Raw genomic sequence first — 23,688 nt, forward strand, 5'->3', positions numbered from 1 at the left:
TAACTAATACTACTCAGATAATGCTATATATTAAACTAATATTCAATTGCTCAAAAAATTTATATAGTAGGAAATTAACGCTTAAAATTAAATATCACATTGATAATCAAATTTTAAATAACATTGTCATATAGTTTTTCATATGGTCGTACATAAAAATCTCATCACCAGAACTACTAACTTTAAAAAGCACTTGCAATATTTTAGGTTTACTAACTGCCATTTTAATCATACTATTAAATGTATAATAGTACATCATATAGTCTATATGCAACCTTTCATCATATATAAACACCAAAAAAAAATTAATACTTTAGATAGCATAGTGTTTGTACAAGATAGATTTTCATTCATGGCATTTATATTCTCAGTTTTTTTTACACTCTATAATAAACTGTGGCTTTTATCATTCATCTCAGTTTCCGTATTTACTGGAACCTACCTAATGTATCACATACTAAATTTTATTAGTTTCCCAACTTATTTATCAATTAATATGTTATACATGTTCTATATGGCGTTATCCTACCCTGATTGGTATCAAGCAAAATTAAAAAACATGGGATACCGGATACATGATATAATATTTGCAGAAAGCCTACTCTCTGCAAAACTAAAATTTAAAAGATAAACCCCACACACACATGAGTTCATATTAATCATAAAACACTATATAAAACATATTCAATCAATAATACCAAGTTTATTAATTTTCTATGGGTCCAAAATCAATTCAGCAATACATTTTTAAAACTATAATATTCTACAAGAAAACATCCGTGAAATTTTTTAGACATATATTAACTTGGAGGATATAGCAAAAATATATAATTAAAAAAAGTGGTTACACTAGATACAGCAGACCTTTCTAGAAGATCTGCATTATAATAACGTTATATGTCTGTCTTTCTCATACATATATTTTAGCGATTTCAGTAAGAAATATTTGAGAATATCTATTTACCACTCAACAAAGCACTTTTTTCCTTATGAATATAATACAACCAAAAAATTTTAATTCACAGCATTTAACTAGAAGTATTATACCAAAAAGGTGTATCAATCAGTGGTGTACTAGATACAGCAGACCTTTCTAGAAGATCTGCATTATAATAACGTTATATGTCTGTCTTTCTCATACATATATTTTAGCGATTTCAGTAAGAAATATTTGAGAATATCTATTTACCACTCAACAAAGCACTTTTTTCTTTGTGAATATAATACAACCAAAAAATTTCAATTCACAGCATTTAACTAGAAGTATTATACCAAAAAGGTGTATCAATCAGTGGTGTACTAGATACAGCAGACCTTTCTAGAAGATCTGCATTATAATAACGTTATATGTCTGTCTTTCTCATACATATATTTTAGCGATTTCAGTAAGAAATATTTGAGAATATCTATTTACCACTCAACAAAGCACTTTTTTCTTTGTGAATATAATACAACCAAAAAATTTCAATTCACAGCATTTAACTAGAAGTATTATACCAAAAAGGTGTATCAATCAGTGGTGTACTAGATACAGCAAAGTTTTTCTTATGTATAATACCAGCATTATAAGCTATATGACCAGCTTCTACAGCATATTTGAAAGCACGGGACATATCTTGAGGAATAACAGACTTTGCAATAGCAGTATTAAGAAGTACAGCATCAAAGCCAATTTCCATTATCATGGCTGCATCAGATGGCCTACCTATACCAGCATCAGCTATAATTGTTATTTCCGGAAATCTATTCCTTAATAATTTTAAATTATACATATTAAGTACACCACATCCAGAGCCTATTGGAGCCACTCCTGGCATTAACACACGACATCCATAATTGATCAATTTCTTACAAACAACCAAATCATCTGTACAATAAGGAAATACCTCAAATCCCTGACTAATTAATTCTTTTGTTGCTTCACACAATAAGACTAAATCTGGGTATAGAGTATACTCATCCCCTATCAGCTCTAACTTAACCCAATTAGTACCAAAAATCTCTCTCGCCATCTGAGACATTAATACCGCATCATTCACTGTAGAACATCCAGCAGTATTAGGTAGAATATGACATCCACTTTTTTTGATTATATTCCAAAAATCATTACCACCATTTTCAGAGGGCATTTGCCTAGACAAGGATACTGTTACCACCTCAGTACCAGAAAGCTGGATTGACTCGTATAAAATAGCAGGAGATGGGTACATAGCAGAACCTAATAGTAATCTGCTTTTCAACGATATATCATACAAATTCAACATATATTCTAAATTCTTATTTAATCTCAATAAATTTTAACTCAGTAACATATATACTAAAATCAACCCACTATGTTTTTTAAGCAAAGCATACAGACACTCTGCCACATCAAATCCTAACAACACCGAATTTTAATTTATCCACCTTGCATAGGATACACTATATCAACAATATCTCCATTATTTAAGTAGGTACTGTTATATTTATCTCTTACCACCAAACTCTTATTCACTGCCACAGCAAACGGTAAGTCAGTATTATAGCCACATTCATCTAAAATCTCACTGAGTGTCAGTTTTGATTTAAATAACATTTTGTTTTGATTAATCACAATAGTAATCAACACACTACCTATATTCAAATTTTCAAAAAAATCTATTTCACAAGATACTTTATCATTAAATTATATTAAAGAAACATTATTTCAAAAACTTATAGTAGTATTTTTAGACTGCTATTTATTCAATATTTAAATGGCATCACGATTTGATAATGTAAATAAATTTTTCATTATACATAATAAGTTAATCTATTTATGCTATTAAAAATATAATTTTAAAAATAAATTAATTCATGGTATTAGATAATTCATATATATTTATGACGACAAACAATGTACCAAAGGAAACAAAGTTTTGAGAACTACAACACACATTCAGAATCAAGGGATAAAATATTAGAAATATTATCAACCGACCCCTTAAATCTATTACTAGTCATAGTATCACAAATTTGTAATGTCCCTATAACCGACAATAAGACCTATCGCTACTACAGTATTATACAATCTTATACCAACAAAGCCTATACAAAGATACAAGACAAGAAAGTAAAACTATTACTCAAATTATGGTTCAAGGAACTAATACATAAAATCTCAGATAGAATAATAATATTTCCTGAAGATCAAAAAATTATAGATAGAATATTAAATAAATTATTTAATAAATTTAAGAACATAAACCCTAACCAACAAATCAAACACACACTTTTCAATAAATTCAGGAAAATAATCCTCAAGTCAGATGTAAACCTGGAATTAAAGGAATTTTTTCAATCACACGCAGTTAATATTTTAAATCTAATTACATATACAAGTGAAATAACAAGCGAAATAACATCAGCTATAAATAATCCAGATGCAACTTTATTAGTAGCATGCCATGGAATAACTAAAATGCATAGTAAAGATTACCCTAATGTACCAATATCTGAAAAAATCAGATATCTGTACCAACACATAATGAACATACCACCTATAAACTTAAAAACAGCACTTAAGCTGTTTCCTAAGCAACACATTGTTTTTTCAATACAGAACAAGCTTCTTTACAGAAGAATAGAACTAAAAAATTACCAAAATAAAACAGAGAAATTTTTAAGACACCAATATCCATGGTATTCCATAACTAATAAGATTAATCAAATTATCCACACTTACATTATAAAACCAAGAATTATGAAAAAAATTGAGATTCTAAAACGAATAGAATATGCATTTACAGAAAGCGTGGCTTATGGCGATACTGTGTTTTTCTTCAAACAATTACAAGTAATACGTCAAGATACCAACATATCTTGGAACCCCTACTATAAAGATATCAAGATATTAGTAAGATCACTAAATGACATGGCACCATGTACACAAAACATAATGACTACTAAAGAGTTTATCGGAAATATAAAGGTTTATACAGAACATGAACATGCTATAAACCATATCAAAAACAAAAAAAGAGAACAGATAACACCAGAGAACAAAAAACCACATAAAAGCAATATTATAAAAAAACAAAAAAAGTTCTAAAACACACCAAGCACATTGCAAAAAAACACACAAAATCACTCACGAGCAAGATAAGAAAGATAATACACAACAAACAAAAAACCACACTTGAAACTCTTCCAACTCCCTCAACAAGTTTTATGTCCATTGATCCAACATCTTTTATAAAATCTACACATACTCATTCCAACCCTAGTATTTACAAAAAAACGTAGCTATTAAATTGATTGTATAACCATACTATAAAGGTACATCTAAAATGTTATATAATACGTATAGATAACATTACCTATAATTCTCCAAAGGTCATATTTCCAACATTACTAGTAATAACCATAAATCTATGACTATATATCTTACTATAAAACTCAACACAATATTCCTTCATCAAGAATACATTGAAGTCAGGATAGTAGTACATAACACAAAAAGTTTTTAATATTGCTTCCACCTCAATACAACAGTACAACATACTTTTTACACTGCATTCAACATATTTAACACAGTATTTTTATAGTAATAAAACCAACCAAGCATTGATAAGTTACTATAATAAAGTGTCATACATATAAGATTTATTCACATACTTCACAAAATATTTAATTAAGTACTTGTTTCTACAATAATAAACATAGATAAACAACTGACAAAGTAAATTATGATCAATAAATCAAACATCCCATATATAAACCTTACTTACATATCAAACACAAAACATCTAAGAAGTACTATTTATCATAGCAACAAAAGATAAATCACCAACAGATGATAAAAAATCACAAAGTCCTTATATATGAATTTTATCTATATCAAACACTTAAGAAGTATCCTTCTATATAAATAACAAACACTAATCTCCAAGTTATTGTAAGTAGAATAAAAGCTTCTACACATAAACTCTAGTACATACTAAAGTAAAACATTCAAGATTTACCATAACAATAAAAAACAGATAGACCTATGATCAAGTTCTTGTTAACAGAATCAAACATTTTTTATATATAAACTTTATCTACTGAATACTTTCTACACCTTGTATATCCGGAATATAATAATTCAACATATTATATATGCCTTCTTTCAAAGTAATTGAAGCACTTGGACATCCTGAACATGCTCCTCTTAATTTTACAAAAACAATACCATTACTATATCCTTTGAATTTTATATCTCCACCATCCTGCATAACAGCGGGTTTCACATAATTATCTATTAATTCTTTAATCTTCTCAACCATCTCAACATCTTTTTCATCGAAAAACTCTTCCATCTCTTCTTTATCAAAATCTGATGTAGCATTATCTGGATTAAGCGTTAGAAAATCCATAATAACAGTTAGAACTTCTGGTTTCAGAACATCCCACTCAATATCACTAGATTTCGTTACCGATACAAAATCACCTCCAAAAAACACACCTCTTACATGTTCTATTTTAAACAACACTGTTGCAAGAGGAGAACTTTCAGCTGTAACACTATCAACAAATTCACTAATTTTACCATTATTAACAGGAACACCTGGCATAAATTTTAAAGTATCAGGATTTGGAGTTTCCTCGATTTGTATAAACATAATAAACCATTTGCAAAAAAATACTTTTAACTTGTATAATATGGGCATACCTTACTTAAATCAAGTCATTTATATGTGGTTTATCTTTTTAGTAATATTCTCTATAATAGGCGTCATATTTGTATTACCAATTATTGGATTGATTATATTTTTAGTATTAAAAAGGAATAGCATAATCAGCATGAGTGAAATAATGACTTCCACTTTGAATAAGGTAATGAACGAAGCAAACATGTACAGTAGTTTTAAAAGTACAAGTAGTAATCTATCTAAGGAAGAAGCACTAGAAATACTAGGGTTAGAAAAAAATGCAAGTCAAGAACAAATCAACGCAGCTTATCATAAACTAATGAAATCTATGCATCCAGATAAGGGAGGATCACCTTACTTAGCACAAAAACTAAACGAAGCACGGGACACATTATTAAACTAAATAAAAACCACCCACAATCAGCATTTTGCAATAATGTAAAACACACTTATACAACCTTTACAACCGACATCCAACAAGGAAAGCTCTTTTTTTACTTAGCAACTACAGAAACACGGGACACATTATTAAACTAAATAAAAACCACTCGCAATCAGCATTTTGCAATAATGTAAAACCCACTTATACAACCTTTACAACCGACATCCAACAAGGAAAGCTCTTTTTTTACTTGCAACTACAGAAACACGGGACACATTATTAAACTAAATAAAAACCACCCACAATCAGCATTTTGCAATAATGTAAAAACCACTTATACAACCTTTACAACCGACATCCAACAAGGAAAGCTCTTTTTTTACTTAGCAACTACAGAAACACGGGACACATTATTAAACTAAATAAAAACCACTCGCAATCAGCATTTTGCAATAATGTAAAACACACTTATACAACCTTTACAACCGACATCCAACAAGGAAAGCTCTTTTTTTACTTAGCAACTACAGAAACACGGGACACATTATTAAACTAAATAAAAACCACTCGCAATCAGCATTTTGCAATAATGTAAAACCCACTTATACAACCTTTACAACCGACATCCAACAAGGAAAGCTCTTTTTTTACTTAGCAACTACAGAAACACGGGACACATTATTAAATTAAATAAAAACCACTCGCAATCAGCATTTTGCAATAATGTAAAACCCACTTATACAACCTTTACAACCGACATCCAACAAGGAAAGCCTTTTTTTACTTAGCAACTACAGAAACACATAATACAATATTAAACTAATAAAACACATAGTAACATTACAAAACTCTTGGCAATATATAAATAACTTCACTTTCTTTATAGTATCAATTTTATCTGATAACTTCCTATTTAGAATCCACTTTCACCTACAAATGTTACAAATAGTTTTAGTTATATGCCAACATACCGGTATATTACAGATCAACTATTCATCATATCAAAGAATTCATTGTTATCTTTAGTTATGGATAATTTATCTCTCAAGAATTCCATTGCTTCAACAGAACCCATTGATGATAACAACCTTCTTAATAACCACACCTTCTTTAAACATACATTATCTATTAACATATCTTCTTTTCTTGTACCAGATTTTGAAATGTCTATTGCTGGATATACTCTTTTATCAGATATTTTTCTATCTAATATTATTTCACAATTTCCTGTTCCTTTAAACTCTTCAAATATCACTTCATCCATTTTTGATCCAGTTTCAATCAGTGCTGTTGCTATTATTGTTAATGATCCTCCATTCTCTATATTTCTTGCTGCTCCAAAAAATCTTTTTGGTCTCTGCAAAGCATTAGAATCTACCCCACCAGTTAGTACTTTTCCTGAGGATGGTATCACTGAGTTATATGCTCTTGCTAATCTTGTAATTGAATCAAGCAATATTACAACATTCTTTTTATGTTCCACCATTCTTTTTGCCTTTTCAATCACAATTTCTGCAAGTTGTACATGTCTATATCCAGGCTCATCAAATGTAGAACTTACTACTTCACCTTTTACCGATCTACACATGTCTGTCACTTCTTCTGGTCTTTCACCTATAAGTAACACTATTAATTCTATATCTGGGTGATTTACAGATATTGAATGTGCTATTTGTTGTAATATTATTGTTTTTCCAGCTCTTGGTGGAGCAACTATCAGAGCCCTCTGTCCTTTACCCAAAGGAGCAACTATATCTATTACCCTCATGCTTATATCTTTTTTATTCAGGCTAATAGGATCATTACATTCTAATAATATTCTTTCTTCTGGATATAAAGGAATTAAATCATCAAAGTGCACATATCTTTGTAACTTTGCCATATCCGTAAAGTTTATGCTGTGTGCTTTTACTAATGTAAAATATCTTTCTTTTTCGCTTGGAGCTCTTATTTCTCCACTTACTATATCACCTGTTCTTAAATTAAACTTCTTTATTTGTCCTGCAGAAATATATACATCATCACCACTTGCAGCATAATTTGCTTCAGGAGATCTTAAGAATCCAAAACCATCAGATAATATTTCTACTACCCCTCCTCCTATCGCTGCACCTCCATCACTGACTACTTTTTTCATTAGGTGGAAGATTATCTCTTGTTTTAGCATCCTCCCATTACTTACTACTCCAAGATCTTCTGCTATTTTTAACAGATCTTCTATAGTTTTCTTCTTTAATTCACTTAAATCCAGTACTTTTACTTCCTGTCCTGATACCTGATCATCTGCTCTCCCTTCTATTATTTCCTCTTGTAGCTCTACTTTTACTACTTCATCCTCTTCTTTGTCTAATACAATATCTTCTGATTCCGACATAAAAACTCTCTCTATACTAAAATAAGTTAGGTTACTAATTGTCCAAGCATTTTATATAATCCTTACGTAACGTATAAATAAACCTTTAACATTACATATAGTACTTGAAACAAATTGATCAGTAACGGCAAACTTCCTACTCCAAGTATTTACATAGTAAATCTTGTACATATGGTGGCACGTTTGCTAAATTAGCATACTTTTTTATTTTGACAACACATAAATTATTTAATCGCAATAACTTTCAACTCTATTACATATCACTTACTATGAACTAACTAATGGCATGTCATACATAACCGCACCACAAGAAAAACCTATATCATAGACATACATTAACTAACATTAGACACAATATATCAGCACTTGCGTACCCACATAAACCTATAACATACCATGAGAAGCATTAAAAAAATATACGAACCACTGATTAATCTCATAAATATTACGTTATTGTAATACAGAGTCAATACCTAACTTTTTATTATATATAACATTTAAAAATATACAAATAAAAAACTAGTGTTAAATTTTTATAATATATCTAAACATATTATTACATGTTTCAGCATAGGAAAAACCATTAATTGAAATTACTGTTTGTCAGAAAATTATTATTCTGGTAGACTACATGGCCTATTAATAGATTAAATGAATATCTTATAATTTATTAATTATTATTTGACATATTTGTTAATGATAGACTTTTATATATAAGAGGGGGGGGTTGTATTCTATTAATAATATCATAGCTCAATATGATTAACATTCAGATTTAGTGTTAAATATTCTATTATCAGAGTAACATAAAATCATGATCAAATTATTTAATAATTTACATTTATTTCTCAAGTGGTATAGATAAAGCCATGTATTGTTAAAAAAATCACCTTAAGTTATAAGTAGGAGTTAAAATAATGGAACACAAAGACAATAATGTAATGTATGGTACCACTATTTTATGTATTCGCAGAAACAATAACGTAATAATTGCAGGAGATGGACAGGTATCTTTAGGACATACTGTAGTAAAAAATTCAGCAAAAAAAATAAAACGTTTAGCTAATGATACAGTAATCACAGGATTTGCCGGGGCAACAGCAGATGCTTTTACCTTATTTGAAAGATTAGAAAGTAAACTAGAGAAACACCCTGGACAACTGCTTCGCGCATGTGTAGAATTAGCAAAAGATTGGAGAATGGACAGATATCTGCGCAGATTAGAAGCAATGATGATTGTTGCAGATAAGTCAATATCTCTAATAATATCAGGCAACGGAGATGTTTTAGAACCAGAAAATGGGATTGCGGCTATTGGATCAGGAGGGAATTACGCATTAGCAGCAGCAAAAGCTTTATGCGAATCTAATGATCAACTTTCTCAAAATATGACTTTAGAATACATAATTACTACTGCAATGAAAATAGCTTCTGAAATATGTATTTATACAAATAACAATATTATTATGGAAAAAATAGAGGATTAAAATGTTTGTCACACCAAATAATAAACTCAAATTAAATGATGATACAGCAAATACAACAGATGCCATAAATAATGGACAAGCTGGTTACGCACTACTAAAAAGCGAAAATACTACTAATACAGCAGCCTGTGAAGATGGAACAAATTTAGATGTAGATGACTCATATAGCTCTCAAGAACTAACTCCTCAACAAATTACACAAGAATTAGACAGGTTTATTATAGGACAAGCAGACGCAAAACGTGCTGTAGCTATTGCTTTAAGAAATCGCTGGCGCCGTAATAGAGTACCTGAACCATTAAGAGAAGAGATTATTCCTAAAAACATTTTAATGATAGGACATACAGGTATTGGCAAAACAGAAATAGCTCGTAGACTAGCAAAACTTGCAAAAGCACCTTTTATAAAAGTTGAGGCTACCAAATTTACTGAAATAGGATATGTAGGTAGAGATGTAGATTCTATTATACGTGACTTAGTTGATGTAGCTATTAACCTAGTAAAAGAAAAATTCCGTAAAATTGTAGAGAAAAAAGCAAAAACTTTATCAGAAAATATAATTCTTGATGCATTGATTGGAGCTGATGCAAGTCAAGAAACAAAAACCATTTTCCAAAACAAGCTAAGAAATGGTGAATTTGAAAATTCTGAGATTTCAATATCCATCAAAGAAAGTAAAAATGTAATCCCTTCCATTGATGTTCCTAATATTCCAGGAAGTCAAGTTGGCATTATGAACATCAACGAGATTGTACATAAAATGTTAGGAAATAATAAACAACTCAAAACCATAAAAGTTACTGTAAAAGAGGCAAGAGAACTGCTGATTAATGAAGAAAGTGAAAAATTAATGGATGAGGACAAGATAATAAAGGAAGCTTTGCAACTAGCAAGTAATGATGGTATTGTGTTCTTAGATGAAATAGATAAAATTGCAGCTCGTACAGAAATCAGAGGAGAAGTTAACAGAGAAGGTGTACAAAGAGATCTTTTACCATTGCTTGAAGGAACAAGTGTAACAACAAAATATGGCACTATTACAACCGATCATATTTTATTCATAGCATCTGGAGCATTTCACCTGGCTAAGCCTTCTGATTTATTACCTGAACTGCAAGGACGTCTTCCTATACGAGTAGAGCTTAAACCGCTTAGCAAAGACGATTTAGTGCGAATTTTAACTGAACCAGAATCAAGTTTATTAAAGCAGTACTGCGCATTAATGAAAACTGAAAATATTACTATTGACTTTACTGATGAAGGGGTATCTACTATAGCAGAAATAGCATCCACAGTTAACAGAGAAGTTGAAAACATTGGAGCTCGTAGATTACACACTATTTTAGAAAAACTAATGGAAGATATCAGCTATACTGCAACAGAAAATAGTGGTAAAACATATGTAATCGATAGCGAATATGTAAAGAAGAAATTGGAAGATATTTCAAAGCAATTAGATTTATCAAAATTTATACTATAAGTCATGCATGAAAGATCAAAGTTTGTTAATCAAGTTTTTACTTCAGTAGCTTCTCGTTACGATTTAATGAACGATATAATGAGCTTTGGTCTGCACAGACTATGGAAAGACAGAGTAATTCAGAACATTACCAGTGGTAGCTTACTTGATGTTGCCTCTGGTACTGGAGATATAGCTATAAAGGTAGCAAAAAACAAACGAAATGTAGATACAACAGTATGTGATATTAATCCTAAAATGTTAAATCATGGAAGAGACAATGCTATCAATGCAAACATATTAAATCTCAAATGGGTATGTGGTAATGCAGAACAACTACCATTTTCAGACAATAGTTTCGAATATTATACAATTTCCTTTGGAATACGTAACGTTTCTTATAGACATCTTGCATTAAACGAAGCATATAGGGTTCTTAAGCAAGGAGGAAAATTTATATGTTTAGAATTTTCTCCCTTAAAAGAAAGTCATCCTCTTTACAAATTATATGACTTTTATTCATTCAATATTATCCCTAACATAGGACAAGTAGTAGCAAGAGATAAGACTGCATATCAATACTTAGTAGATAGTATAAGCAAATTTCCATATCAAGAAGACTTTGTACAAGAAATTGAAAACTCTAATTTTAGCCAAATAAAATATACTAATTTATGTTTTGGTATAGTTACATTATATACTGCTTGGAAAATATAACTAACCTCAACCAAAGTTTTCTTTATAGATAATAGTTATCAAAAAGACATTATAACATCTAATTTCATTAAGCTAGGATAGCATAATCTATGTTTCTATATATATTGCTTGGAAAATTATAATTGATCTTAATGTTAAAATTTTCCTTTACATACAATGTCAGCTTAACAACCATCATAGAATAATACTGTTTTCATGATCAATGTAAATCCACACAAACCTTATACAACACACACTTGATACGTTCAAACAACAATATAGTAGTATATTAACTTATTATCACTATAAGTACTCATTATTCACACTTCTGAAATCTGTGAAAACTTATTCAAAGTAGCAATATCATATAGATAGGTGCATACTAAACCCAACTAAACACTCACTAATAAAAATTCTCAACCTACACACCAATATTCAAGTTCGACAATTTGATATACAAAAAACTTCCTTACACAGAGAAGCCTACGTAATCCAATACAACTGCCATAGTTGTCGACTACACATAATGCTACATATTCTATATACTAGCAAGTATATATATATATATAGCCTACACAATCTTTGACAAAAATAGGTTCTGGTTTTGGTAAAGTTGTATTCACACCCACAGGTATAGAAAATTTACTAAAGTCACGATTACATTCTGGTAATCCAATTTGATCCAATATTTTGGATGATAACTTAGGCATTATAGGTTGTAACAGCAATCCTATACATTTAATATATTCAAGCAATTTATATAATACTGCTTTCATAACTCTAGGATCACTCTTAGATAATTTCCATGGTGCTCTCACTGTAATATATTCATTAGCCGTAGAAGATAATTGTTCTATAATATGTATCATTCCATTCAAGTTATAATGCATAACACAATCCCTAACTCTTCCAAGAATATCTTGATAATTTGGTAAAACTTCTTCATCACGCAACAAATCATCACTTACTGTTGGTACAACTCCCCCACACTCTTTGTACAATAGAGAAATAGTCCTCTGTACAAGATTCCCTATATTATTTGCTAAATCATAATTTATACAATTAATAAGACTACTTCTTTTAAAATCTCCATCGTTCCCTATTGGCATTTCTTTAATTAAAAAATATCTCAATTGATCAACTCCAAATTCTTCTACCAAATCAAAAGGTTTTATAACATTACCTAACGATTTAGAGATTTTTTGTCCTTCATTAGTCCACCAACCATGAGTTAAGATTTTTTTAGGTAAAGGTAAGCCAGCTGCCATTAAAATAGCAGGCCAATACACAGCATGAAATCTCAATATATCTTTCCCAATAACTTGCAAAACAAAACTATTATCACCTGCCCAATAAGCTTGATAATCTTTATGGTTAATATCAGGGAACCCTAATACTGTCAGATAATTTGTTAAAGCATCAACCCATACATAAATTACATGTTTGTCATCATTTGGTACTTTTATTCCCCATAAAACATTCTGCCTTGATATAGAAAGATCTTTCAACCCTGATTTAACAAATGATATAACCTCATTATACCGATACCTAGGAGTAACAAAATCAGGATTCTCTGCATAAAAACTTAACAATCTCTCTTGAAAATCTGACAGCTGAAAGAAATAGCTCGGCTCTTCTATCCATTCTACCTCAGCCCCTGTAGGAGCTTTACCATCAATTAATTCTTTTTCTTGATAAAACGTTTCATCTCTTACTGCATACCAACCAGAATAACTACCTAGATATATTGCCCCATTGTCACATAAACGCTGCCACAAAGCTATAACAGCTCTTTGATGTCTCACCTCTGTTGTACGAATAAAATCATCATAACTATAGTTCATAACATCAGCTAATTGTTTAAATACAGCACTCGTATTATCAGTGAAGTGTACCAATGACATATTACGTGCTCGGGCTGCTTTTTCTATTTTTTGTCCATGTTCATCTGTTCCAGTTACAAATTTCACATTACACCCATCAAGACGCATAAACCGCGCTATAATATCACATATCAAAGTTGTATAAACATGACCTACATGTGGAACATCATTAACATAATAAATAGGAGTAGTAATATATATATTCTTCATAAATCAGCATTATTGTTATCTTGTCTATTAGCAATTTATCACATAATTTTAGTTATATTAATTTAATATTTGCAAATACCACAAAAACATTACTTATAAAAACCATATATGGAATTATAACCCCTAACTAAATAATTCATGAACAATTTACACACAAGTAACCTACGCGAAATTAACCACCACAAGATTATCTGATATCAGACTATTTAAGGAATGACAGACATCATCCTATAAAAATTCATCATATAATAGATATCTATTTCATATAAACACCCTAAATATCTCTGCCTACTAGTAATTTACAACAATACCTAAATATCAATAACTATACTTATAAACATCAGTTATGGATAACATCTCACATTATAGAACCAATACAATATTTTATAAAAAACAGACATCATCCTATAAAAACTCATCATATAATAGATATCTATTTCATATAAACACCCTAAATATCTCTGCCTACTAGTAATTTACAACAATACCTAAATATCAATAACTATACTTATAAACATCAGTTATGGATAACATCTCACATTATAGAATCAATACAATATTTTATAAAAAACAGACATCATCCTATAAAAACTCATCATATAATAGATATCTATTTCATATAAACACCCTAAATATCTCTGCCTACTAGTAATTTACAACAATACCTAAATATCAATAACTATACTTATAAACATCAGTTATGGATAACATCTCACATTATAGAACCAATATAATATTTTATAAAAAACAGACATCATCCTATAAAAACTCATCATATAATAGATATCTATTTCATATAAACACCCTAAATATCTCTGCCTACTAGTAATTTACAACAATACCTAAATATCAATAACTATACTTATAAACATCAGTTATGGATAACATCTCACATTATAGAACCAATATAATATTTTATAAAAAACAGACATCAGAATTGATTATACTCCTTAAAGCAATATGTAACATAACCATACAAGATCATAGATTATGACACTCCAAACAAAATTCAGTTTTTATATAAAATCCTTTTTATAATATTGTTCTATAATATTCACCACACAACAAAGAATTTAACTACATTAATACAAACTTTGCAAAATATAAAAAATCACTTATCATGTAAGATGATAGTCATACATTTCTAGCACACAATAATGAAGAGGACTTTAGTAAAAAAATTTGGAGGAACTTCCTTACAAGACATAAAGTGTATTAATCGAGTTGCAGAAATAATAAAACAAGATGTTAACAATAATTACAAAGTAGTTGTAGTAGTATCAGCTATGGGGAAATTTACTGATAACATCATTTCACAAATTAAACAAATCTCTGATGTAAAATCCCAATCTGAATGTTCCGAATATGACCTAATTATTTCTTCAGGAGAACAAATATCATGCGGACTATTATCATTAGCTCTTCAAAAAATAGGAGTCAATGCACAATCATGGCTAGGATGGCAACTACCAATAGTAACAACTGAAGATCACACTAAAGCAAGAATCATAGATATCAACACACGCTCATTACAGGATTCTCTATCTAATAATGACGTTGCTATTGTTGCTGGATTTCAAGGGATGCACAAAAACAACAGAGTCACAACTTTAGGTAGAGGAGGATCTGATACCTCAGCTGTAGCAATTGCAGCAGCATTAGGTATAGATCTATGCTATATCTATACAGATGTAAATGGAATATATACAGCAGATCCCAATGTAGTACCAAAAGCACGTAAGTTAGATTACATTACATACGATGAAATGATAGAAATGTCCTCTCTTGGAGCCAAAGTATTACAAGTACGCTCAGTAGAGATAGCAATGAAATATAATATAAAATTGTGCATACTATCTACTTTCAATCCCGGAAAGGGAACAATATTATGTAAAAAAGGAGAACTACATATGGAAAGCCAATTAATTACTGGGATCACATGTAACAATAAGACAGCAAGTGTTACATTAAAAGAGGTAAAAACACTATCTGGAATTACCACTGTATTTAACGCAATAGCAGAAAAAAACATTAACGTTGACATGATCATCCAAAATATGAATGACAATAATGCAAATGACATTACTTTTACAATTTCAGAAGAGGATTTGCCAACAACAACAACATTCTTAACAGAGATTCAAACTGAGCTTATGTACCAGAATTTAATAATCAATTCTGAAGTTGCAAAGATCTCTATTATTGGAGTAGGCATGATTTCTCACGCTGGAGTAGCTTATAAGATGTTTCATACATTAACATCTAATAATATAAAAATACTGGCAGTTACTACTTCAGAAATAAAAATCAGCGTTCTAATATGGAGAAAAGACAGTCAACTTGCTACAGTAGCTCTACATTCCACTTTTGGACTTGATAGCACAAAATCAGATCCACATGCAATAAGTTAACCTAAGATAGTCCACTATTTCAACAAGTTTAACGTAATACATAAATTAAAGTAATATAATTTTTAAGACATAGTTACCTATAGAATTAAATGACCACAAACACAACATTTGCAATTTTTTAAACTCTTTTAAATCTTGATACAACAAGCTCAGTTTGAATAATAATCTTATTATATAGAACTCCTATATAATGATGATAAACATTAATCTTAAAAGACATTTTTAGATTTTAGTCAATTATTTTACTTTTCTTAATATTTACCTCAACAATAAACTAACTTTCTACTATAAGAAAAAAATAATTCTTGAGATTATCTTATATTACAACACTTTTTAATAAATACAACATATACACTAAAAATCGCTGAATCTAATACTTTGTAGAGAAATCTGAAAAATACTGATCAATACAATGACAGATAGATTTGCAAGTACTGTAGCTTTTAGTTATAATTAACTTTATTAAGGTTATACTTCTTAAAAAGTAGTATAAAATTGTTGCATTTTGAGCATTAAAATGATAAGCAATTAATTATTAATAGTGTAGCATTATGTTAAGATTTCTGGTTTTTTTTTCTGTATATTTAATCCTTTTAGTACATTTGCAGCACCTGTACAGTGGCAGATGGGATTTCAGACTCCAGCAACAGAAATAATGGAATCGATTATAAGATCCCATAACTTTGTTATGTTTGTTATGTCAGTAGTAGCAGTTATTGTTTTTGCTGTAATGACATATGCACTCATAAAGTTTAGGAAAAGATCAGGAGACAAAATTGTCTTTAACACTAAGAATTCTCATAACGCAGTTTTAGAAATATTGTGGACATTAATTCCTTTAGTAATCGTAGGATTTTTAACTATAAGTAATGTCAAATTAATTAGACATGAGCAGAAAATTCCCAATGTAGAAATGACATTAAAAGCAATCGGATATCAGTGGTATTGGGGATACGTATATCCAGATTATAAAAATTTTGCTTTTGATAGTTATATGAAAGCAACAGATAGTTTGGAAAGTCAAGATCTGCGTTTACTTGAAGTAGATAACAGAATAGTAGTACCCATAAATACAAATATTCTGTTACAAGTTACAAGTGCAGACGTAATACATAGTTGGGCAGTACCAGCCTTAGGAGTAAAAATTGATGCAGTACCAGGCAGACTAAATGAAGCATGGTTTAATATCAAAACTCCAGGAATATATTATGGACAGTGTTCAGAACTTTGCGGCAGGCTACATGGATTTATGCCAATAGTGATAGTTGCTGTTGAAAAAGAACAATTTAATGAATGGATACAAGAAAAGACACTTGAATTATAGAGGTATGAATGAATAGTGAACATATACCACAAGGAATAAAACGTTGGTTATTCTCAACAAATCACAAAGATATAGGCACACTATATATTATTTTTTCCATTATTGGGGGACTTGTAGGGGGTATATTATCTCTCGTATTGAGATTACAACTCGCACATATTAACGTGCTAAACGATAATTATCAGTTATACAATGTTATCGTCACAGGTCATGCATTAATTATGGTATTTTTCATGATCATGCCAGCTTTAACTGGAGGATTTGGTAACTGGTTTGTACCATTGCTTATAGGAGCTCCAGATATGGCATTTCCACGTCTTAACAATGTAAGCTTTTGGCTATTAGTTGCCTCATTAATTCTATTATGTACATCTGTATTGATAGGAGAAGGTGCAGGAACAGGATGGACACTATACCCTCCATTATCATATATAGGATCTCATCCAAGTGCTTCTGTAGACATAGCAATATTTGCTCTGCATGTTGCTGGAGCTTCATCAATTGTAGGGGCTATAAATTTTATCGTCACAATATTTAACATGCGAGCTCATGGTATGACATTATTAAAGATGCCACTATTTGTTTGGACTATATTATTAACATCTTTTATGTTAATAGTTACACTCCCAGTTTTAGGGGGAGCAATAACAATGTTATTAACAGACAGAAACTTTGGTACAAGCTTTTTTGACCCTGCTGGTGGAGGTGATCCTTTACTATTTCAACATTTATTTTGGTTCTTCGGACATCCTGAAGTATATGTTATTATATTTCCTGCATTTGGAATAATAAGTCAAATCGTATCTACTTTCTCTCATAAAGCAGTTTTTGGATATTTAGGCATGGTACTAGCACTAGTTGGCATTGCAGCAGTAGGTGGAGTAGTATGGGCACATCACATGTTTACTGTCGGTTTAAGTGCAGAAATTATGACATACTTCAGCGTTACCACGATGCTGATAGGTGTGCTAACAGGAGTCAAGGTATTTAGTTGGATCGCAACTATGTGGGGAGGACAGATAGAATTTAAAACTCCCATGCTATTTTCAATCGGGTTTATTTTTGTATTTGTAGTAGGTGGAATTACTGGTATTGTAATTTCACATGGTGGTATTGATAAAGCATTACACGATACATATTATGTAGTTGCACATTTCCATTATGTAATGTCAATTGCTGCATTATTTGCAGCTTTTGCTGGCTTCTATTACTGGATAGGCAAAATGTCCGGCAAGCAATATAATGAACGCCTTGGTAAGGTACATTTCTGGTTAACTTTCATTGGAACCAACATTACATTTTTACCTCAACACTTTTTAGGCATAGCAGGAATGCCAAGACGTATACCAGATTACCCAGATGCTTTTATTCCATGGAATTACATATCATCAGCAGGAGCATTTTTATCGTTTATATCAGCTTTATTCTTCGTTTACATAGTCATTGCAACATTAAGAAGTGGAAAAAAATGTCCTAATAATCCATGGGGAGGAGATACACTAGAATGGACAATACCATCACCAGCACCTTTCCATACCTTTGAAGAAATACCAAAGGTTGATTAAATATGAACTCTAACTGTGAAAATGTTAAACTGCAGATTATAAGTGAAATGTCAGATTATTGGGATCTACTAAAGCCAAAAATCATGTATTTGGTAGTTCTCACAGGAATTACAGGAATGTTCATTGCTCCAGGAAACATTCATCCTTTTATTGCTGTTATTAGTGCATTATGCATAGCACTAGGATCTGGTGCCGCAGGAGCAATAAACATGTGGTATGATAGTGATATAGATGCATTAATGGAGCGGACTAAAAATCGTCCTATACCTTCTGGAAGGATTACGAGATCTAGTGCAATTGAGTTAGGGTTAGTATTATCCATTATCTCTGTAACAGTAATGATGATCGCTGTTAATTATACATCAGGAATATTACTAGCCATCAGCATAGCATTCTATACATTAGTATATACAATGTATCTTAAAAGAAGAACATCGCAAAATATAGTCATAGGAGGAATTGCAGGAGCACTTCCTCCAATCATTGGATGGACTTCTGTAACTAGCTCTATTTCTATAGAAAGTTTAATACTATTCCTAATTATATTCATGTGGACTCCTCCACACTTTTGGGCATTATCCTTACTAAATTACCAGGAATATGAAAAAGCTAAAATACCAATGCTACCTGTAACACACGGAATATTCGTTACTAAAGTTCATATAGTCATATATAGTATCATATTATTTATTGTAACACTATTACCTGGAATATTTTTAAAGGACTACTTATTATATGAAACTTGCGCAATACCACTTGGTATTACATTTGTATTTCACGCTTTTAAAGTACTGACTTCAACCAACCATTATAAGTATAAAGCAATGTTTACTTACTCTATTGCTTACCTGTTTATTTTATTTATATGTATTATTCTTTCTAGTTTTTAGCATTTCTAAATTTCAATAGAGGTATTAGAAATAATCATACAAAAATCATTTATTAAATCTCTAGCTATAAGCAATTGGAAACTAGTCTTTTGTATATTTATTGACTGTCAACTTTACTTGCTTGCAAAGGTTCTTTATACCAACCAGTATCCATACAACACTCTTTAAGCAATGACATATATCTTGCATATGCAGCAACATCTCCTAAGGCTAAATATGCTTCACTAATTCTATACAAGCTCTCTGAATAATATTTTGTCTCCTTATATTTATTCAATATTGTACTGAACCTTTTAATGGCAGCAACATACTCACCACGTTGCAAATAAAATTTACCTACTGAAAATTCCTTACCAGCAACATGCTGGTGAACAAGTTCTAATCTTTTCATAACCTCTTCTAAATACACAGAACTAGGAAAGAGATGTATGAACTCATTTAATAGCTCTAAAACTTTATGCACACTACTTTGATCACGATCTATATCACTAATCTGCATATAATTTGCCATTATTCTCAAATAATAAGCAAAATCTATATCTTTGCTATCAGGGTAAAGTTGAATATAATCATCAGCATAGATCTCAGCACGAGAATAATCACCAAGTTCATAATTCAAAAATGACATCATAAGGCGAGCCTTAATCGCAACAGGAGAAAACGGATAAAGATTATCGATTTCTTCAAGATCTTTTACTGCACTTTTATACTCCTTAGCACTAGATTTTCTTAAGGCACTCTCATATATTTCATCTGCTGTTCGATCCCCCACAAACTTTTCTCCCTTTTTTACAAAAGAGCAACTTACCATCAAAAAACAACAGCATAACAAATAAATAGTATTCCTAATAACTTTAGAGTTATGCATATTTTATCACCTGTAAATATAAACTTGTAAATTATGAAATACTTTATTGAAACATAAAGATGTATCACAGACAAGCAATTTTTACGAATGCACTCATACATTTAAGTAGCAAAGCATATAATTTATTGACAACTACCATATTGATACTAGAATGCATAAGTAATAAGATTCAAATAAAGCATGTTAATGAACGTATTGGTAATTGGTTCTGGTGGACGTGAACACTCAATGTTATATCACATTCGCAAATCATCTACATTGCTAAACAAGTTATTTATTGCCCCAGGGCGTGAAGGAATGGCTGGGTTAGCAGACATAATAGATATAGATATCAATAATACAATAGAAGTCATTCAAACATGTAAAAAAGAAAAAATCGAACTAGTAGTTATTGGGCCAGAAGCTCCATTAATAAATGGATTATCAGATGCGTTAACAGAAGAAGGTATATTAGTTTTTGGACCTTCTAAAGCAGCAGCTCGGCTTGAGTCTTCAAAAGGATTCACAAAAGAATTGTGTATGAGGTATGGTATTCCTACTGCAAAATATGGATACTTTGTTGATGCAAATTCAGCTTATAAGTTTATTGGTAAACAAAAGTTACCTCTAGTAGTAAAAGCTGATGGGTTAGCACAGGGGAAAGGGACAATAATATGTCACACATATGAAGAGGCGTACAACGCTGTAGACGCTATGCTAGTCCATCACAAGTTCGGAGAAGCTGGTCATGCAATAGTCGTTGAAGAATTTCTTGATGGCAAGGAAATTAGCTTCTTTACACTGGTTGATGGATCCAATCCAGTCGTTCTTGGAGTAGCACAAGATTATAAAACTATAGGGGATAACAATAAAGGCCCTAACACTGGTGGCATGGGGTCATATTCTAAGCCGAATATTATTACACAAGAAATGGAGCATATAATCATTCAGAAGATAATATATCCAACTATCAAAGCAATGTTCAATATGAACATACAATTCAGAGGGTTACTATTTGCTGGTATTATAATTAAAAAGAATGAACCAAAATTACTTGAATACAATGTGCGTTTTGGTGATCCTGAAACACAATCAATATTACCAAGATTAAATTCTGATTTTCTAAGGTTATTATCACTTACAGCTAAAGGTAAACTAGGAAATGAGTCAGTAGAGTTAAACAAAAAAGCTGCTTTATGCGTTGTAGTAGCTAGTCGTGGATATCCAGGTGAATATAAGAAAAATTCTATAATTCATGGAATAGAAAACATTGAAAAGCTACCTAACATTCAACTCTTACATGCAGGTACAAGAAGAGAAGGAAATAACTGGGTATCAGATTCTGGAAGGGTAATCAATGTTGTAGCACAAGGCGAAAATTTAGCTACTGCAAAACACCAAGCTTATGCTGCATTAGACTTATTAGATTGGCCAGATGGAATTTACAGATACGATATAGGATCATGCGCACTTTAATGTTTTCATTTACTATAAATTCCAACAGTGAATAAGTTTTTTATATTTCAGGTTATACTAAAAGTGCTAATAGTTGCTCTTTAAAGCATAGACAGATAACTAAGGTTCTAGGTATAAATCTTGGTAGTTTCTGCTTATTACAAATCAAAACTCATGTTGCATTCCATATTTTATAGCTACAAACATCAGTATATACTCCTTGATAAATATACATACATAAAACTTTTTACATAACATAAACTACACTTAAACATTATTATTTCACTCTATATGATTCCCACTAGTAAAATAAAAAGTTCACGCTGATATCATCTTAAGTACTAAAATCTCCATAAATAATTTTTAAAACATGAAAGATAAAAAGTGCTTCTATATACAATACCCTGCTTTTTTAACAATTTAACATAACACTCTACCTCATTACAAAATATTTTTCATATCAGATTCTAAGAGTTCTAAGTGAATAAAATTCAAACTTTCCAATAAATTAAGTTGCAATACTATAAATTTTAAGCCAAATTGATATTGACAATCAATACCATTCTTGGTACATTAATTTATTCACCTACTGCTTGGTATTAAAATGTCGTTTATCTCTGAAGTCTTTGCAGCAACAACAGCACCTGCTTCGGGAATAGGTAGTTCAATCGCAGGATTAATTCCTTTGGTGTTAATTTTTTGTGTTTTCTACTTTTTTATAATTAGACCTCAACAAAAAAAGATTAAAGAGCACAACAAGTTGCTAGATAATATAAAAAAAGGTGATAAAGTTATTATTTCTGGTGGTATATTGGGGTCAGTCGCAAAAATTGATTCAACAAATGGGTATCTTTTTGTAGAAATATCAGAAGGGGTTGAAATTAAAGTACTAAAATCCTCAATATCTGAAGTACTAAACAAAAATAATAAGTCTGCTTCAAGTGCAGGAGTGTCATCTTCAGTATCCAGCAGTTAATATATTTCTTCTACTGCCCACTGTTTCATAAGATTTTTAATGGTATCCTATCTTATAGTTTCATGTGTAAGAGAAGGT

18 protein-coding genes are annotated in these 23,688 nt (G+C 30.6%); 12 read left to right on the forward strand and 6 right to left on the reverse strand.

Annotation, left to right across the window (positions count from 1 at the left end):
• The first annotated feature begins 268 nt into the window (after positions 1-268).
• Positions 269-631 carry an Erum7620/ECH_0207 family putative T1SS effector gene (locus MR76_RS05010; protein WP_081712327.1) on the forward strand — a complete coding sequence of 121 codons (363 nt, stop codon included), beginning with the start codon at positions 269-271 and terminating at the stop codon, positions 629-631.
• Positions 632-1,478: 847 nt separating this feature from the next.
• Here MR76_RS05010 and MR76_RS03850 read toward each other — a convergent pair.
• Together MR76_RS03850 and thiS are read right to left on the reverse strand one after the other, a co-directional pair.
• Positions 1,479-2,264, reverse strand: coding sequence for a thiazole synthase (locus MR76_RS03850; protein WP_024072389.1), 786 nt, complete (start codon positions 2,262-2,264; stop codon positions 1,479-1,481).
• A 134-nt stretch (positions 2,265-2,398) separates the two neighbouring features.
• Positions 2,399-2,608, reverse strand: coding sequence for a sulfur carrier protein ThiS (thiS, locus tag MR76_RS03855; protein ID WP_024072390.1), 210 nt, complete (start codon positions 2,606-2,608; stop codon positions 2,399-2,401).
• A 267-nt stretch (positions 2,609-2,875) separates the two neighbouring features.
• On the opposite strand from thiS, the gene MR76_RS03860 reads away from it, so the two are divergent.
• Positions 2,876-4,069, forward strand: coding sequence for a hypothetical protein (locus MR76_RS03860; RefSeq protein ID WP_024072391.1), 1,194 nt, complete (start codon positions 2,876-2,878; stop codon positions 4,067-4,069).
• A gap of 991 nt (positions 4,070-5,060) precedes the next feature.
• Here MR76_RS03860 and MR76_RS03870 read toward each other — a convergent pair.
• Complete coding sequence (locus MR76_RS03870) at positions 5,061-5,621, reverse strand: NifU family protein (RefSeq protein WP_024072392.1); 561 nt, start codon at positions 5,619-5,621, stop codon at positions 5,061-5,063.
• A gap of 73 nt (positions 5,622-5,694) precedes the next feature.
• Between MR76_RS03870 and MR76_RS03875 the strand changes: the two genes are divergently transcribed.
• A complete protein-coding gene (locus MR76_RS03875) occupies positions 5,695-6,054 on the forward strand; it encodes a J domain-containing protein (RefSeq protein WP_235111266.1) in 360 nt (119 codons plus the stop codon).
• A 964-nt stretch (positions 6,055-7,018) separates the two neighbouring features.
• On the opposite strand, the gene rho is transcribed toward MR76_RS03875, so the two are convergent.
• On the reverse strand, positions 7,019-8,407 hold the full coding sequence (gene rho / locus MR76_RS03880; RefSeq protein WP_024072394.1) for a transcription termination factor Rho: 1,389 nt from the start codon (positions 8,405-8,407) through the stop codon (positions 7,019-7,021).
• Between the two features lie 917 nt (positions 8,408-9,324).
• Between rho and hslV the strand changes: the two genes are divergently transcribed.
• Genes hslV through ubiE form a run of 3 tightly spaced genes read left to right on the forward strand, consistent with a single transcriptional unit; the run spans position 9,325 to position 12,070 of the window.
• Positions 9,325-9,894 (forward strand): ATP-dependent protease subunit HslV, encoded by a 570-nt coding sequence (gene hslV, locus MR76_RS03885; protein ID WP_024072395.1) that lies wholly within the window; start codon positions 9,325-9,327, stop codon positions 9,892-9,894.
• A 1-nt stretch (position 9,895) separates the two neighbouring features.
• On the forward strand, positions 9,896-11,374 hold the full coding sequence (gene hslU, locus MR76_RS03890) for an ATP-dependent protease ATPase subunit HslU (RefSeq protein ID WP_024072396.1): 1,479 nt from the start codon (positions 9,896-9,898) through the stop codon (positions 11,372-11,374).
• A 3-nt stretch (positions 11,375-11,377) separates the two neighbouring features.
• Complete coding sequence (gene ubiE / locus MR76_RS03895; protein ID WP_024072397.1) at positions 11,378-12,070, forward strand: bifunctional demethylmenaquinone methyltransferase/2-methoxy-6-polyprenyl-1,4-benzoquinol methylase UbiE; 693 nt, start codon at positions 11,378-11,380, stop codon at positions 12,068-12,070.
• Positions 12,071-12,594: 524 nt separating this feature from the next.
• Here the strand turns inward: ubiE and metG are convergent.
• Entirely contained in the window at positions 12,595-14,142 is a 1,548-nt protein-coding gene (gene metG, locus MR76_RS03900; RefSeq protein WP_024072398.1) for a methionine--tRNA ligase, read from the reverse strand.
• 1,157 nt (positions 14,143-15,299) lie between these two features.
• On the opposite strand from metG, the gene MR76_RS03905 reads away from it, so the two are divergent.
• The 4 genes from MR76_RS03905 (at position 15,300) to cyoE (ending at position 20,332) form a co-directional block, all read left to right on the forward strand.
• Positions 15,300-16,553: an aspartate kinase gene (locus MR76_RS03905; protein WP_024072399.1), complete on the forward strand. Its 1,254-nt coding sequence runs from the start codon at positions 15,300-15,302 to the stop codon at positions 16,551-16,553.
• 559 nt (positions 16,554-17,112) lie between these two features.
• Positions 17,113-17,877, forward strand: coding sequence for a cytochrome c oxidase subunit II (gene coxB, locus MR76_RS03910; protein WP_044171521.1), 765 nt, complete (start codon positions 17,113-17,115; stop codon positions 17,875-17,877).
• Positions 17,878-17,885: 8 nt separating this feature from the next.
• Complete coding sequence (ctaD, locus tag MR76_RS03915; RefSeq protein ID WP_024072401.1) at positions 17,886-19,442, forward strand: cytochrome c oxidase subunit I; 1,557 nt, start codon at positions 17,886-17,888, stop codon at positions 19,440-19,442.
• Positions 19,443-19,444: 2 nt separating this feature from the next.
• Positions 19,445-20,332 (forward strand): heme o synthase, encoded by an 888-nt coding sequence (gene cyoE, locus MR76_RS03920; RefSeq protein ID WP_024072402.1) that lies wholly within the window; start codon positions 19,445-19,447, stop codon positions 20,330-20,332.
• Between the two features lie 97 nt (positions 20,333-20,429).
• Here the strand turns inward: cyoE and MR76_RS03925 are convergent, their stop codons facing one another.
• Positions 20,430-21,200, reverse strand: a complete 771-nt coding sequence (locus MR76_RS03925) for an outer membrane protein assembly factor BamD (RefSeq protein ID WP_024072403.1) — start codon at positions 21,198-21,200, stop codon at positions 20,430-20,432.
• Between the two features lie 186 nt (positions 21,201-21,386).
• Here MR76_RS03925 and purD point away from each other — a divergent pair, with 186 nt between their 5' ends.
• Together purD and yajC are read left to right on the forward strand one after the other, a co-directional pair.
• Positions 21,387-22,655 (forward strand): phosphoribosylamine--glycine ligase, encoded by a 1,269-nt coding sequence (gene purD / locus MR76_RS03930; protein WP_024072404.1) that lies wholly within the window; start codon positions 21,387-21,389, stop codon positions 22,653-22,655.
• A 583-nt stretch (positions 22,656-23,238) separates the two neighbouring features.
• The gene (gene yajC / locus MR76_RS03935) at positions 23,239-23,610 is read left to right on the forward strand and encodes a preprotein translocase subunit YajC (protein ID WP_024072405.1); all 372 of its coding nucleotides are present in this window, start codon (positions 23,239-23,241) and stop codon (positions 23,608-23,610) included.
• Positions 23,611-23,688 lie beyond the last annotated feature (78 nt).

It is taken from the genome of Ehrlichia muris AS145, from assembly GCF_000508225.1.
GTDB classification, from domain to species: domain Bacteria; phylum Pseudomonadota; class Alphaproteobacteria; order Rickettsiales; family Anaplasmataceae; genus Ehrlichia; species Ehrlichia muris.

Excerpts from the sequence above, each read along its gene's own strand:
- cyoE (WP_024072402.1), top strand. The coding sequence starts at position 19,445 with ATGAACTCTAACTGTGAAAATGTTAAACTGCAGATTATAAGTGAAATG.
- yajC (WP_024072405.1), top strand. The coding sequence starts at position 23,239 with ATGTCGTTTATCTCTGAAGTCTTTGCAGCAACAACAGCACCTGCTTCG.
- hslV (WP_024072395.1), top strand. The coding sequence starts at position 9,325 with ATGGAACACAAAGACAATAATGTAATGTATGGTACCACTATTTTATGT.
- MR76_RS03870 (WP_024072392.1), bottom strand. The coding sequence starts at position 5,621 with ATGTTTATACAAATCGAGGAAACTCCAAATCCTGATACTTTAAAATTT.
- ubiE (WP_024072397.1), top strand. The coding sequence starts at position 11,378 with ATGCATGAAAGATCAAAGTTTGTTAATCAAGTTTTTACTTCAGTAGCT.
- metG (WP_024072398.1), bottom strand. The coding sequence starts at position 14,142 with ATGAAGAATATATATATTACTACTCCTATTTATTATGTTAATGATGTT.
- ctaD (WP_024072401.1), top strand. The coding sequence starts at position 17,886 with ATGAATAGTGAACATATACCACAAGGAATAAAACGTTGGTTATTCTCA.
- rho (WP_024072394.1), bottom strand. The coding sequence starts at position 8,407 with ATGTCGGAATCAGAAGATATTGTATTAGACAAAGAAGAGGATGAAGTA.
- MR76_RS03875 (WP_235111266.1), top strand. The coding sequence starts at position 5,695 with ATGTGGTTTATCTTTTTAGTAATATTCTCTATAATAGGCGTCATATTT.
- MR76_RS03925 (WP_024072403.1), bottom strand. The coding sequence starts at position 21,200 with ATGCATAACTCTAAAGTTATTAGGAATACTATTTATTTGTTATGCTGT.
- MR76_RS03850 (WP_024072389.1), bottom strand. The coding sequence starts at position 2,264 with ATGTTGAATTTGTATGATATATCGTTGAAAAGCAGATTACTATTAGGT.
- MR76_RS05010 (WP_081712327.1), top strand. The coding sequence starts at position 269 with ATGCAACCTTTCATCATATATAAACACCAAAAAAAAATTAATACTTTA.
- hslU (WP_024072396.1), top strand. The coding sequence starts at position 9,896 with ATGTTTGTCACACCAAATAATAAACTCAAATTAAATGATGATACAGCA.
- purD (WP_024072404.1), top strand. The coding sequence starts at position 21,387 with ATGAACGTATTGGTAATTGGTTCTGGTGGACGTGAACACTCAATGTTA.
- MR76_RS03905 (WP_024072399.1), top strand. The coding sequence starts at position 15,300 with ATGAAGAGGACTTTAGTAAAAAAATTTGGAGGAACTTCCTTACAAGAC.
- MR76_RS03860 (WP_024072391.1), top strand. The coding sequence starts at position 2,876 with ATGTACCAAAGGAAACAAAGTTTTGAGAACTACAACACACATTCAGAA.